Origin of the sequence: Mycobacterium sp. 1245111.1, assembly GCF_001673405.1 — a bacterium.
Classification (GTDB): domain Bacteria; phylum Actinomycetota; class Actinomycetes; order Mycobacteriales; family Mycobacteriaceae; genus Mycobacterium.
Genome location: NZ_LZLV01000001.1, coordinates 16218 through 30750 on the forward strand (window position 1 = coordinate 16218; position 14533 = coordinate 30750).

Consider the following 14533-nt stretch of genomic DNA (forward strand, 5'->3'; position numbering starts at 1 on the left):
CGGACAACGTGGCTGGCAGCGGCGTTTACTCGTCGAGACGTACACGTCGGCTATCGCAACTGGCGTGGCCGGAATGCGTCACGATAAGAGCGAATTGGCTTCGGGATGCGTTTGGCTGCGCCGCAAAATAGATTGCCGGTGAAATAACGATATTGCGCGGTATATCCGCAGGTAGAATGCCTTTCGCGAGCGGATTGAATTCTTAGATAATGCATGGGAAAACCCCCTGACACATTGTGTGGGAAGCATGGTTTACTCGTCCCACTGGTCGCTTACGTATCGAAGCGCCACGGGCGTTCGGGACGGGCAAGAGATGGCGTTCGCTGGTGTGCTCAGGCGTGCATGGATACCGCTGGTGGTGTTGGCGGTCGTCGCCGGCGCAGGGTTCACGGTGTGGCGCGTCCGTGCCGTTCCCGATTCTGACAAGCATTCGCCGTATGGAAAATCCGAAGTCGCCGACATCGGACAACTTGCCCGGAAATCGGTCGTATATGAGGTCTTCGGTCCCGTAGGTACGGTGGCGGACATCAGCTATTTTGATGTGAACTCTGACCCGCAGCGCGTCGATAGTGCACGATTGCCGTGGACCATCAAGATCACGACGAACAGCCCAGCCGTCGTGGGCAACGTTGTGGCTCAGGGTGACAGCAACAGCATTGGCTGCCGGATCGTGGTGGACGGGCACGTCAAGGCCGAGAGGATCTCGAACGAAGTGAACGCGTTCACGTACTGCCGGGTCAAAAGCGCATGACGAGCCATCACCTCCGGCATGAGCACGCCGCGGGGACATTCGTGGCGCGATTGGTTCGCCAGTTGTCGGTGCCCATCATCCTTGGCTGGGTGGCGATCTCGGCGATCGTGACGCTTGCGATTCCCCCGCTGGAACAGGTCGCGCGCGACCATGCCGTGTCGCTTGGCACCAAGGACGCGCCGTCGGTCCGCGCGGCGGCGCGCATCGGAAAGGTGTTCAGGGAATCGGATTCCGACGCCATGGCGATGATCGTCATCGAGGGCGACAATCAGCTCGGCGACGACGCGCACCGCTACTACCAGGACATCATCGGCCGGCTGAAGGCCGACCCGAAGGACGTCCAGCACATCCAGGACTTCTGGGGTGATCCGCTGACCGCTGCGGGCGCGCAGAGCCCCGACGGCAAGGCTGCCTACGTTCAGCTGAATCTCGTTGGAAATCAAGGCGAAACGTCGGCCAATAGTTCTGTCGCCGACGTCCGGAAAATCATCGACAGCGTTCCCGCGCCCAAGGGGGTGAAGGCCTACCTCACCGGGTCGGCCCCGGTTGCCGCCGACGGTCTCACCAGCGGTGACAAGACGATCGTGAAAATCATGATCACCACGGTCGCGGTGATCTTCGTGATGCTGCTGTTCGTCTATAGATCGTTCATCACGGTGGGCCTTCTGCTGGCCATGGTCGGCGTCGAATTAGCCGCTGCCCGAGGCATTGTCGCGTTCCTCGCCATGCACGACGTCATCAAGCTGTCGACGTTCGCCACCAATATGTTGGTATCGCTGGCGATCGCGGCGGGAACCGACTACGGCATCTTCTTCATCGGGCGCTATCACGAGGCACGCCACGACGGTGAGGATCGCAAGACGGCGTATCTCACCGCCTATCGCGGCGTCGCCCATGTGGTTCTGGCGTCCGGCCTGACCATCGCAGGCGCGACGTATTGCCTCAGCTTCGCCCGGCTGCCGGTCTTCCAGACGGTGGGTGCGCCGTGCGCGATCGGCATGCTGGTCGCCGTTGCCGTCGCGCTCACCCTGATCCCCGCGGTCATCGCGGTCGGCAGCCGATTCGGTCTGCTGGAGCCAAAACGGCTCCATAGCGTGCGCGGCTGGCGGCGTGTGGGTACCGCGGTAGTGCGTTGGCCCGCACCGATTTTCGCGGCGACGTGCGCGGTGGCCATGGTCGGCCTGCTGGCGTTGCCGGGCTACAAGGTGAGCTACATCGACCGTGACTACCTTCCGAAGAACACTCCGGGCAACGTCGGAATGGCCGCCGCGGAACGGCATTTCTCCCAGGCACGGATGATGCCCGAAGTCCTGATGGTCGAGTCCGACCACGACATGCGCAACTCTGCGGACTTCCTAGTGCTGGATCGGCTGGCCAAGAGAATCTTCGGCGTCGAGGGAATTGCCCGGGTGCAGAGCGTCACCCGGCCGCAGGGAACCCCGCTCGAGCACACCTCGATCCCGTTCCTGCTGAGCATGCAGAACGCCGGGCAATTGCAGAACCTGCAGGTCGCCAAGGGTCGTCTCGACGACATGTCCAAGCTGGCCGATCAACTGGGCGGCACCATCAAGGCGTTGGAGAAAGTCAACGTTCTGATGAACCAGATGGTCGGCACCACGCACCACATCGCCGGCGTCACCAAAGACACGTTGGCCATTACCAACGAGGTGCGCGACGACATCGCGAACTTCGACGACACGTTCCGTCCGCTGCGTAGCTACTTCTACGCAGAGCAGCACTGCTTCAACATCCCGCTGTGCTGGGGCATCCGGTCGGCCTACAACGCCACCGACGGGGTGGACAAACTCAGCCAGAAGCTGGAGGAGCTCACCAAGGACGTGGATAGCGTCGACGCGGTGGTGCCGCAACTGGTCGCGCTTCTGCCGGCGCAGATCGAAACCATGCGCAGCCTGCGTACCATGGTGCTGACCCTGCACAGCACCGCGTCCGGAATGTTCGACCAGGCAAACGAACTCAGCGACGACGCGACCGCGATGGGCAAGGACTTCGACGCCGCGAAGACCGGCGACTCGTTCTACCTGCCGCACGAGGTGTTTGCCAACCCGGACTTCCAGCGGGTCGAGAAGCTGTTCCTGTCGCCGGACGGCAAGGCGGCGCGATTCATCATCTCGCACAAGGGTGATCCCGCGACGAACGAAGGCATGTCACGCATCGACGTCATCAAGACGGCTGCCTACGAGTCGCTCAAGGGCACCGCGCTGGAGGACTCGAAGGTCTACATCTCCGGCACCGCAGCGACTTTCAAAGATCTGCGGGAAGCCTCGAACTACGACTTCATGATCGCGGGCATCTCGTCGCTGTGCATGATCTTCATCATCATGCTGCTCATCACGCGCAGCCTGGTGGCCGCGCTGGTGATCGTGGGCACGGTCGCGTTGTCGCTGGGCGCGTCGTTCGGGATGTCAGTGCTGTTGTGGCAGTACATCCTTGGCGTCAAGCTGCATTGGCTCGTGATGGTGATGTCGGTGATCATCCTGTTGGCCGTCGGCTCCGACTACAACCTGTTGCTGGTCGCGCGGTTCAAGGAGGAGATCGGCGCCGGGCTCAAGACCGGCATCATCCGGGCCATGGGCGGCACCGGTCGGGTCGTGACGGCCGCGGGCCTGGTGTTCGCGTTCACGATGGCGTCGATGATGGTCAGCGACAACCGCGCGGTCGGTCAGGTGGGCACGACCATCGGTCTGGGCCTGTTGTTCGACACGCTGGTGGTGCGGTCGTTCCTGATGCCGTCCATCGCGGCGATGCTCGGGCGCTGGTTCTGGTGGCCGATGAACGTCGCGTCGCGTCCGCCGCGGCGGCGGCCCGTGGCGCCCCCGCCGGCACCGACACCGCGGCAACCCGCCGAGGCCGACGTCACCGCGCCGTTGGCGACGACGCGGATGTACGAGCATTTGCTGCGCCGCTAACCCTCTGCGGCTGAGCGGCTTTCGCGCGCCCCGTTGGGCCACTCAGCAGCTCAGCGGAACGCCTGGTCGATGATCTCCTGCTGCTCGACGGCGTGCACCTTCGACGAGCCCGACGACGGTGCCGACATCGCGCGACGTGAGATCCGTTTGATGCCAACAAGTTTGTCGGGGAACAGCTCGGGCAGTTCCAAACCGAACCGCGGCCAGGCGCCCTGGTTGGCCGGCTCCTCCTGAACCCAGAAGTACTGGTCGATGTTCGGATACCGGTCCAACGTCTCCTCAAGCCGGTGGAACGGCAGCGGCGCCAGCTGCTCGATGCGCACGATCGCGATGTCGTCCCGGCTGTCCTTGGCCTTGCGGGCCGCCAGCTCGTAGTAGATCTTGCCGCTGGTCAACAACATTCGCGTCGCCTTGCCGCGATCGCCGATGCCCTCGGAATAGGTGGGCTCCTCGAGCACCGAGTGGAATCGGTCTTCGGTGAACTCCTTGATGTCGCTGACCGCGGCCTTGTTGCGCAGCATCGACTTCGGGGTGAACACGATCAGCGGACGCTGTACGCCGTCGAGCGCGTGGCGGCGCAGCAGGTGGAAGTAGTTGGCCGGCGTCGACGGCACCGCGATCGTCATCGAGCCTTCCGCCCACAACTGTAGGAAGCGCTCGATGCGGCCGGACGTGTGGTCTGGGCCCTGCCCTTCATGCCCGTGCGGCAGCAACAGCACGACGCTGGACAGCTGGCCCCACTTGGCTTCACCGGAGCTGATGAACTCGTCGATGATCGACTGCGCCCCGTTGACGAAGTCACCGAACTGGCCCTCCCACAACACCAATGCGTCCGGGTTGCCGACGGTGTAGCCGTATTCGAAGCCGACGGCGGCGTATTCCGACAGCGGCGAGTCGAACACCATGAACTTGCCGCCGGTCGGGTTGCCGTCCTTGTCGACCGTCAGTAGCTGTAGCGGGGTGAACTCCGCGCCGGTCTCGCGGTCGATGATCACCGAATGCCGCTGAGAGAACGTGCCGCGGCGGGTGTCCTGGCCGGACAGCCGGACCAGCTTGCCCTCGGCCACCAGTGAACCCAGCGCCAGCAGTTCACCGAAGGCCCAGTCGATCTTGCCTTCGTAGGCCATCTCGCGGCGCTTCTCCAGCACCGGTGTGACGCGTGGGTGGGCCGCGAATCCCTCTGGGAGAGCCAGGAATGCGTCACCGATGCGGGCCAGCAGTGCCTTGTCCACCGCGGTGTCCAGACCGGCGGCGAGCATCTGGTTCGACTCCACGGACATGCTGGCCTGCACGCCGTGCTTCTCCAGTTCGCGGACGTCGTTGAAGACCCGTTCCAGTTGGCCCTGGTAATCGCGTAGTGCGTCCTCGGCCTCTTTCATCGAGATGTCGCCACGACCGATCAGCGCTTCGGTGTAGGTCTTGCGCACACCGCGTTTGACGTCGACGACGTCGTACATGTACGGGTTCGTCATCGACGGGTCGTCGCCCTCGTTGTGCCCGCGGCGGCGGTAGCACAGCATGTCGATGATGACGTCCTTCTTGAACTTCTGGCGGAAGTCGACGGCCAGTCGCGCCACCCACACGCAGGCTTCCGGGTCGTCGCCGTTGACGTGGAAGATCGGCGCGCCAATCATTTTCGCGACGTCGGTGCAGTATTCGCTGGAGCGCGAGTACTCCGGCGCGGTGGTGAAGCCGATCTGGTTGTTGACGATGATGTGGATGGTGCCGCCGACCCGGTAGCCGGGCAGCTTGGCCAGGTTCAGCGTCTCGGCGACCACGCCCTGGCCGGCGAACGCGGCGTCACCGTGCAGCATCATCGGCACGACCGAGTTGCCTCGCTCGCCCTCGCCCTTGTCCAACAGGTCCTGTTTGGCGCGGACCAGACCCTCCAACACGGGGTCGACGGCCTCGAGGTGTGACGGATTCGCTGTCAGTGAGACCTGAATGTCGTTGTCGCCGAACATCTGCAGGTACACCCCGGTGGCGCCGAGGTGATACTTGACGTCACCGGACCCGTGCGCCTGAGCGGGGTTGAGGTTGCCTTCGAACTCGCTGAAGATCTGCGAGTACGGCTTGCCGACGATGTTGGCGAGCACGTTGAGCCGGCCGCGGTGCGGCATGCCGATGACCACCTCGTCGAGCCCGTGCTCGGCGCACTGGTCGATCGCCGCGTCCATCAGCGGAATGGTGCTCTCGGCGCCCTCGAGCGAGAACCGCTTCTGGCCAACGTATTTCGTCTGCAGGAACGTCTCGAATGCCTCGGCAGCGTTGAGCTTGCTCAGAATGTACTTCTGCTGCGCCACCGTCGGTTTGACATGCTTGGTCTCGACCCGCTCTTCCAGCCAGGCCAGCTGCTCGGGGTCGAGGATATGCGTGTACTCGACGCCGATGTGGCGGCAGTAGGCGTCGCGCAGCAGGCCCAGGATGTCGCGCAGCTTGCGGTATTCCCAGCCGCCGAACCCGTTGACCTTGAACACCCGGTCGAGATCCCACAGGGTGAGCCCGTGGGTGACCACCTCGAGGTCGGGGTGGCTGCGGAATCTGGTGTTGTCCAACCGAAGTGGATCGATGTCGGCCATCAGGTGACCGCGGTTGCGGTACGCCGCGATCAACTCCATCACGCGGGCGTTCTTGTCGACGATCGAGTCCGGGTTGTCGGTGCTCCACCGGATCGGCAGGTATGGCACGCCCATCTCGCGGAACAGGTCGTCCCAGAAGTCGTCGGCGAGGATCAGCTCGTGGATGGTGCGCAGGAAATCACCTGACTCCGCGCCCTGGATGATGCGGTGGTCGTAGGTCGAGGTAAGGGTGATCAGCTTGCCGATCCCCAGCTCGGCGATGCGCTCCGCGCTGGCGCCCTGGAACTCGGCGGGATACTCCATGGCCCCCACGCCGATGATCGCACCCTGGCCGGCCATCAGCCGTGGCACCGAGTGCACGGTGCCGATGGTGCCGGGGTTGGTCAGCGAAATCGTCACGCCGGCAAAGTCTTCGGCGGTCAGCTTGCCGTCGCGGGCGCGCCGCACGATGTCCTCGTAGGCGGCGACGAACTGCCCGAAGCTCATCTCCTCGCAGCGCTTGATGCCGGCGACCACCAGGGCCCGCTTGCCGTCCTTGCCCTGCAAGTCGATGGCGAGGCCGAGGTTGATGTGTGCGGGCGTGACCGCGTTCGGCTTGCCGTCGATCTCGGCGAAGTGCCGGTTCATGTTCGGAAAGCTCTTGAGCGCCTGCACCAGCGCGTAGCCCAGGATGTGGGTGAACGAGATCTTGCCGCCGCGTGTGCGTTTGAGCTGGTTGTTGATCACGACGCGGTTGTCGATCATCAGCTTGGCGGGGATGGCCCGAACGCTGGTCGCCGTCGGGAGGTCAAGTGACTGCGACATGTTCTTGACGACGGCCGCCGCAGCGCCGCGCAACACTTGGACCTCGTCGCCTTCGGCAGGCGGGGGACCCGCGGGCTTGGGTGCCGGCGCTTGGGCCGCCGGCTGCGGGGTGCTGGGTGCGCCGTTGCCGGAGGCGGCGGGCACGGGTGCAGCCTGCGGGGGAGTCACTGCGGGCGGTGGAGTGGGAGCCGGCTTCACCTGAGCGGGGGTTTCGCCCGTCGACTCGGGGTTGTAGTCGACCAAAAACTCATGCCAGCTCGGGTCGACCGAGGAGGGGTCGTCGCGGAACTTGCGGTACATCTCCTCGACCAGCCATTCGTTCTGGCCGAATGGTGAACTCGTACTGCTCACAGCAGCTGCTCGCCTCGATTCCTCTGTCAATGCGCGTCACTTGCCCTGATTGTCCGGCTCCTCCGCGGGACCGCCCGCGTCGTCGCCGGACGCCCTGATTGTCCGGCTCCTCCGCGGACCGCCCGCATCGTCGCCGGACCTGCGGCTCCGACAGCCCGCCTCATAAAGGCTAACCCTAAGCTGGCGATCCGCCATGTGACTTCGTGCCGGATCGGTCCGCCGTTACGGCGCGGTCAGCCGGCGTCGGAAATCGTCGGCAACAGGTGCAGGTTCACCGGCCACTTCGCCGGCGGCGTCCCGAAGGCGTTGCGGGCGTTGCGCACGATCTTCTTGCCCGCCAGCCGGTTGCCGATCGCACCGATCAGGGCGCCGATGCCGACCGGTAGGAGCTTGCCGAACAGCAGCGCGCTGCGCCGCAGCGTGAATCGCCGCACCGCGCGCTTGAGCAGTCGCGAATTCAGCTGGGACAGCGCCGGCATCGGCAACGATGCGACGCCTTCGGACAGCCACGCCCCGCTGGTGCGGCCGCCACCGATCAGTTCGGTCATCGCCTGCTTGCTGTCGTCGCCGACCAACACCGACAGCACCAGTGCGCGCCGTCGCTCCCGCTCATCCGTGGAAACCCCGTACACCGACGCGATTGCCAGCGCGAAGAACGCCGTCGCCTCCAGAAACACCGCGGTCTCGCCGGCGGCGGCGGACAGCGCAGACAGTGTGCCCAGCCCCGGCAGCACTGCAGCCGAGCCCACTGCCGCGCCGCTGGCCGTCACGGCGGCCAGGTAGCGCTTCTCCAGTTTCGTGACGACTGCAGCCGGGCCGGCGTCGGGATCCGCGCGGCGCAGCCGGTCGACGTAGGCTGCCGCGGCAGGTCCCTGGATGCGTGAGCTGCGTTCGATGACGCTGGCTAATGCCCGCGCGGACCGTTTGGGCTTCCCCTCGGGAGTCGCGGGCAGAGAGTCGGCCGATGATCGTCGGGCGCTCATGGATGCCTCCGGTAGTGGATTGCCCGGCTCCTGTGCGGGCGGTTCCTGATGAGGTGGTACGTGCCTTCAGGCTAGCGCCGGCGCCGGCAAACGTGGGGCCGGGCGTGCACACAAATGGTCCATTAGGAATAATCCGGGTTGGACACATGTGCGATGACGACGCGGGTCCACGCCCCCGCCCGACGATGAGTCGGGGCGGGCCCGCCAAGCAAAACGGACAGTCGATGGCCTACCAGCTGACCTCGTTGGGTATCGCGGTGTTGGCGCTGCTCAAAGCCCGTCCGATGCACGGTTACGAGATGTTCCAGACCCTGGTCGCACGGCACGCCGATCGCATCGTGAAAGTGCGGCCCGGGTCGCTGTACCACGTCGTGGACCGGCTGACCGATGAGAAGCTGATCCGCCGGGCCGGGACCGTGCGCGACGGTAAGCGCCCCGAACGGGCCGTCTACGAGATCACCGACTCGGGAGTCGAGGCGCTGGCCGACCGGGTGGGCGAACTGATCGCCGTGCCGGCGCACGAGTTTCCGCAGTTCGCCGTCGCACTCGCCGAGATCGATACCGTGGGTTTAGATGTCGCCGCGAATGCGGTAGACGACCGTGTTGGGGCGCTGGAGGCTCGGGTTGCCGAGCTCATGGCGCTGCGTGACGCCAGCGTCGCGCCCGCCGGGTATCTGGTGGCATTCGACTACTTGCTGGCGACCACGCAGGCCGAGCTGTCCTGGCTGCACGGCTTTGCACGGCGGCAACGACCGAACGAGGTGGAGATATGACCACGGCGACTGCTCGCCGGCGACCGGGCGGTGGCCTGGCGGCGGGCAAGCGCGCCGGCGACGTGAATCCCTGGAACGCGCTGTGGGCGATGATGGTCGGCTTCTTCATGATCCTGCTCGATTCGACGATCGTCGCCGTCGCCAATCCCAGCATCATGGTCAAGCTCGGGACGAGCTACGACACGGTGATCTGGGTGACCAGCGCCTATCTGCTGGCGTACGCGGTCCCGCTGCTGGTGTCCGGGCGACTCGGTGACCAATTCGGCCCGAAGAACCTGTACCTGATCGGTCTGGCGGTCTTCTCCGGCGCCTCGTTGTGGTGTGGGCTGTCGGGCACGATCGGGATGCTGATCACCGCGCGGGTGGCGCAGGGCATCGGTGCCGCGCTGATGAGTCCCCAGACGTTGACGTTGATCACCCGGATCTTCCCCGCCGAGCGCCGCGGGGTGGCGATGAGCGTGTGGGGTGCGACCGCGGGCGTCGCGACACTGGTCGGACCGTTGGCCGGCGGCGTGCTGGTCGACTCGATGGGCTGGGCGTGGATCTTCTTCGTCAACGTCCCGATCGGGGTGATCGGCCTGGGGCTGGCGTTCTGGCTGATTCCCGATCTGCCCACCCGCAAGCACCGCTTCGACCTGGTCGGGGTGACGCTGTCCGGGTTCGGGATGTTCCTGATCGTGTTCTCGCTGCAGGAAGGGCAGTCGCACAGCTGGGCGCCCTGGATCTGGGCGGTGCTGGTCGCCGGCGTCGGGTTCATGACGGCATTCGTCTACTGGCAGTCGATCAGCCATTTCGAGCCGCTGATCCCGCTGGACATCTTCCGCGACCGCGACTTCAGCCTGTGCAACGCCGCCGCGGTGGTGATCGCCTTCGCCGCGACCGGGATGATCCTGCCGCTGATGTTCTATGCGCAGGCGGTGTGCGGATTGTCGCCGACCCGTTCCGCGCTGTTGACCGCGCCGATGGCGATCACCAGCGGGGTGCTCGCGCCGATCGCCGGCAAGCTGGTCGACAGGGCGCATCCGCGGCCGGTGATCGGGTTCGGCTTCTCGGCTCTCGCGATCGGCCTCACCTGGCTGTCCATCGTGATGACGCCGTCGACGCCGATCTGGCAGCTGGTGCTGCCGTTCCTCGCACTGGGCGTCGCGATGGCGTTCATCTGGGCGCCGGTCACCGCGACAGCAACCCGCAACCTGCCCCAGCGGTTCGCCGGCGCCAGTTCCGGTGTGTTCAACGCGACGCGCCAGGTGGGCGCCGTGTTGGGCAGCGCCGCCATGGCGTCGTTCATGACGTCGCGAATCACCGCCGCGCTCGGCCCGATGCCCGACGGTGGCTCGGGAGCCCCGGGCGGCGCAGGAATGGGCCTGGAGTTGCCGGAGTTCCTGCATGTCCCGTTCGCCGACGCGATGTCTCAGTCGATGCTGCTGCCGGCGTTCGTTGCGCTGTTCGGGATTTGCGCGGCGCTGTTCCTGGTCGGGGCTACCGGGTCGGCGGACGACAACGAGTTGACGGCTTCAGCGGCGGGCGATGCCCCGACCAAGCGAGTGCGGGTAAGGCCAAGCGCCGCAGAGGGTTTCGCGAACGACTTCGACGGCTACCGGGGTGGCTTCGACGATGACGACGACTACGTCGAGTACACTCTGTCGCCGCCGCAGCCGTCCCGCGCGCCCACCCCGCCGCGTCGTGAGGAGCGTCGCCGGCCCACGCCGGCCGAGTCGTGGCGCAGCCAGCTCGACGACATGGTCACGACCACCGAAATCGAGCCAATCCGATACGGCCACAACGGCTTTGGCGTCGACGACGACTTGCGGTTAGGCCCCCAGCGACGCGCCGAACCCGACGAACCGTTCTTCGACGACATCGACACCTACGGTGGTTCGAGCTTCCACGACAACCGGCGCAACGGCTATCGCCGTCAACCACCCGATAGGCGGCGCTAGGTCTTAGGCGCCGTCAACGCCAGGAACGCGCCGAGTTCGACCAGCCCCGTCGGCGCCGACGGCAGGTATTCGGTCAGCGCGTCAGCTCGCACGATCACGGCTGCGTATTGCGCCCGGCTGATCGCGACATTCAGCCGATTGCGGTTGAGCAGAAACGGCATTCCACGCGGGATGTCGTCGACGGACGAGGCCGTCATCGAGACGATGGCCACGGGTGCTTCGGCACCCTGGAACTTGTCGACGGTCCCGACCCGGACGTCGCCGAGCCCGGCGGCGGCCAGATGTTTGCGCAACAGCACCACCTGCGCGTTGTACGGGGCCAGCACCAACACGTCGGTCGACGCCAACGGCCGGGTGCCGTCCTCGGTCGTCCAGTCCAAGCCGACCAGCGTGTTGATCAGCTCGACGATGGTGTCGGCTTCCTCCGGGCTCTCGCTCGAATTGCCTTCGTGGGCAACGCGAAGCACGTGAACGCCGGGCGGATACCCGTCCAGCCGGCGTGCGGCGGTGACTTCCGCGTGGGGCTGCAACCGGCCCTCGTAGGCCAGCGCCGACACCGGAGCGCACACCGCGGGATGCATGCGATGCGTGCGATCCAGAAAGTAGCCGCGGTCGGGGGGCAGCGTGCGGTGGCCCTCGACCAGCCAGCCCAGCGCGGACCCGTCGACCGGCTCGGGGTGAGTGCCCTGACTGACCTGGGGCAGCTGCTGCGGATCACCGAGCAGCAGCAGGTTGGCCGCCGATGCGGCCACCGCGATGGTGTTGGCCAGGCAGAACTGGCCGGCCTCGTCGATCACCAGCAGATCCAGGCTGCCCGGCGGGACTCGGCCGGGGTTGGCGAAGTCCCAGGCGGTGCCGCCGATCACGCATCCCGGTGTGCCGCCGATGAATCCGGCGTACTCATTCTCGCTGATCTGCTGCCACGCAACGTCGGCCCGGTCGGCCTTCTTCTTGGCCACGCGCGCAGGGTCGATGCCGGCGTTGATCGTGCCCTGCAGCAGGTTTTCCACCACGGCATGTGATTGCGCGACAACGCCGATGCGCCAGCCGTGGTCGGTGACCAGCCGGGTGATGACCCGCGCCGCGGTGTAGGTCTTGCCGGTCCCGGGCGGACCGTGTACCGCGACGTACGATGAATCCAGATCGAGCAGGGCGGCGGTGATGTCGTCGATCGTGTCACCGCTTCGGGGGAGCTCGCCGCCGCCGCGAGGCCGGGGCCGGTGGCGCAACAGGATGTCGAGCACCGCGGTGCGGGGGAGTTGCGGAAGTGCGGCCGCCAGATCCGCCGCCGCCGACTCGACGGCCTCGCGTAACGGCTTGGTGTTGACCGGCCCACCCGGCGTCAATGCGAACGGCAGTTTGTGAAAAGTGTTGCCGTCGGCGGGGGTTCGCTCGCAGATCACCACTGACGTCGGCACCGTCGGATCGTCGAAGTCGACGACTTCGGCGCGGCCCGCGGCGCGTCGGTCAGGGTCGTCGGTCAATCCGGCCGGAGCTGGCGGCTCGTAGAGCGCGAAGACCTCGGCGTTGAGCGCACCCCGGGCCAACTCGCCGGTCAACCGAACTCGCCGCTGCATCTTGCGGGCTCTGGGCGGCTGATTCCAGTCGACCTCGACCTCCGCCTCGCTGACGATGAAGACGTCTGTCTCGTCGGCCCATTCGTCGACAGGGTAGTTCAGTCGATCGAAGTGGGCCCACCAGAACGGCTTGTCTTCGCGTCGGTGAAAGCCGCGCGCGGCCGACACCAGCGCGACCGCCGTCTGTTCGGGGGTGCGGTCACCGTCTGTCGGGTCGCCGCTGAAGGACTGGAGCGTCGCCGCGAGGTCGTCGACTGCCCCGATGGCACCGCCGTCTGAAACCGGTTGGGCGCCAATCGGTGTGACGCCACTTTCGAAGGCCTGGATGATCAGCCAGTCGCGAAGTGCGCGGGTGGACTGGCAGTCGTACTGGTTGTACCCCTCGATCTCCTTGAGCACCGCCGCCGCCTCGTCGAGGTCGCCGTTGGCGCGCAGTTCGCTGTAGCGCGCGTACTGGGTGATCGAGTCGGCGGCCGTCGTGACGTCGCCGGACCGCAGCCGCGATCCCATGTAGAGCGGCTCCAGCGCCTTGAGGCTGAGCGATTCACTGCCGGTCCGGATGCTCTTGCGCACAATCGGATACAGGTCGACCAGTGTCCCGCTGCGCAGTAGGTCGTCGACTTCGTCTTCCCCTACGCCGTGGCGGCCGGCCAGCCGCAGCAACGCCGTCTTCTCATACGCCGCGTAGTGGTAGATGTGCATGTTGGGAAACCGCTTGCGCCGCTTGGCCACCAGCGTGAGAAAGTCGGTCAGGGCCTTGCGTTCCTCGGGGCGGTCGTGCGCCCACAGCGGGTGAAAGGCGCCCGCTGTGCCGCCTTCGAGGACGCCGAACAGATACTCCAGACCCCAGTCGACGCCGTCGGCGGTCCACAGCGGGTCGCCCTCGAAGTCGAAGAACAGGTCGCCGGCATCGGGGTTGGGCAGCAGGCTCAGCGGTTGCGAGTCGGCGACCTCGAATTGTGGTGTGCCGGTGTCGCGTTCGCGGATCTGCAGGGTGGCCTGCGCGGCGAGGTTGGCCACCGAACGGGCGGACATGTTCGCCACCGGTCCGGTGTGCCGGGCCAGGTCGGCCACCGTGAGGATGCCTGCGTCGATCAGCTTGGCGCGTTGGCTGACTCGCAGGCCCGCGACCAGCAGTAGGTCATCGCTCGCACGGACCTGCTCTTCGCAGACCGGGCATCGGAAGCAGGCGCGCACGCCCTCGTCGTCCCAGCGGACCGGGGTGCCTCCGGCGTAGTGCTCGTCGAGCAGGCGCTGCAGTCGAGCGCGCTGCTCCCGGTACACCGGGATCAACTCGTCGACCTGATAGGTGACCGCGGTGCCGTTGCCGAGTATCAACTCGGCTTCCGGATGCACCGGAACGCCGCCCTGGCTCAAGGCGTCGGCGTAGGCGGCGATCTGAAGCAGCGCAGTGACTTTCGCCGAGCGGGCCAGCTTGGTGTCGGACACCTGATACCTGCCGTCGCGCAGCACCAGAAAGTCGGCGAACCCGACGAAGCGGCCGTCGAACATCGCGGCCTGATAGATCACCGGTGCGCCGTCGTCGATCTTGCGCCGAGTCTGCGCGGCAGCCGCAGTGACGTTGTCGACGGTGAAGGGGACAGGACGGCCGATTACCGCGACGCCGCCGCCGTGTTCGTCGCGCAGTTGGTCGAGCCGGCGCCGCTCGTGCTCGTCACCGAGAGTCGCGGTGCGGTCCAGCAAGTCATCGGTGACGAGGACGCGTTGCCCCCAGCCGAGTTTCGCGTCGAATTCCCGCAGCAGGGCGTATTCACAGCGCGCCGCGGATGCGAGATCCGACGCGCTGTAGATGACGCTGTCGCCTGCCATGAACACAGGAGCCACTGT

The 14533-nt window shown here is 66.1% G+C and carries 7 protein-coding genes; 4 read left to right on the forward strand and 3 right to left on the reverse strand.

The window, feature by feature from the left end; genetic code table 11:
• Window positions 1-313: 313 nt before the first annotated feature.
• The gene (locus A5658_RS00070; RefSeq protein WP_067329285.1) at window positions 314-751 is read left to right on the forward strand and encodes an MmpS family transport accessory protein; all 438 of its coding nucleotides are present in this window, start codon (window positions 314-316) and stop codon (window positions 749-751) included.
• Window positions 748-3678: an RND family transporter gene (locus A5658_RS00075; protein WP_067329287.1), complete on the forward strand. Its 2931-nt coding sequence runs from the start codon at window positions 748-750 to the stop codon at window positions 3676-3678. The genes A5658_RS00070 and A5658_RS00075 overlap by 4 nt, the downstream gene beginning before the upstream one ends.
• A gap of 50 nt (window positions 3679-3728) precedes the next feature.
• Here the strand turns inward: A5658_RS00075 and A5658_RS00080 are convergent, their stop codons facing one another.
• On the reverse strand, window positions 3729-7412 hold the full coding sequence (locus A5658_RS00080) for a multifunctional oxoglutarate decarboxylase/oxoglutarate dehydrogenase thiamine pyrophosphate-binding subunit/dihydrolipoyllysine-residue succinyltransferase subunit (RefSeq protein ID WP_067329289.1): 3684 nt from the start codon (window positions 7410-7412) through the stop codon (window positions 3729-3731).
• A gap of 233 nt (window positions 7413-7645) precedes the next feature.
• Window positions 7646-8395, reverse strand: coding sequence for a hypothetical protein (locus A5658_RS00085; protein ID WP_067329291.1), 750 nt, complete (start codon window positions 8393-8395; stop codon window positions 7646-7648).
• A gap of 224 nt (window positions 8396-8619) precedes the next feature.
• On the opposite strand from A5658_RS00085, the gene A5658_RS28310 reads away from it, so the two are divergent.
• The gene (locus tag A5658_RS28310; protein ID WP_197502997.1) at window positions 8620-9168 is read left to right on the forward strand and encodes a PadR family transcriptional regulator; all 549 of its coding nucleotides are present in this window, start codon (window positions 8620-8622) and stop codon (window positions 9166-9168) included.
• Window positions 9165-11108: an MFS transporter gene (locus A5658_RS00095; RefSeq protein ID WP_082992837.1), complete on the forward strand. Its 1944-nt coding sequence runs from the start codon at window positions 9165-9167 to the stop codon at window positions 11106-11108. Before A5658_RS28310 ends, A5658_RS00095 begins: the two co-directional genes overlap by 4 nt.
• Here the strand turns inward: A5658_RS00095 and A5658_RS00100 are convergent.
• A complete protein-coding gene (locus A5658_RS00100) occupies window positions 11105-14521 on the reverse strand; it encodes a TM0106 family RecB-like putative nuclease (RefSeq protein WP_067329296.1) in 3417 nt (1138 codons plus the stop codon). The genes A5658_RS00095 and A5658_RS00100 overlap by 4 nt on opposite strands.
• Between the last annotated feature and the right edge of the window lie 12 nt (window positions 14522-14533).

Bases quoted from the DNA above. Each gene is read 5' to 3' on its own strand.
- A5658_RS00070 (WP_067329285.1), top strand. From the start codon at position 314: ATGGCGTTCGCTGGTGTGCTCAGGCGTGCATGGATACCGCTGGTGGTG.
- A5658_RS00075 (WP_067329287.1), top strand. From the start codon at position 748: ATGACGAGCCATCACCTCCGGCATGAGCACGCCGCGGGGACATTCGTG.
- A5658_RS00085 (WP_067329291.1), bottom strand. From the start codon at position 8,395: ATGAGCGCCCGACGATCATCGGCCGACTCTCTGCCCGCGACTCCCGAG.
- A5658_RS28310 (WP_197502997.1), top strand. From the start codon at position 8,620: ATGGCCTACCAGCTGACCTCGTTGGGTATCGCGGTGTTGGCGCTGCTC.
- A5658_RS00095 (WP_082992837.1), top strand. From the start codon at position 9,165: ATGACCACGGCGACTGCTCGCCGGCGACCGGGCGGTGGCCTGGCGGCG.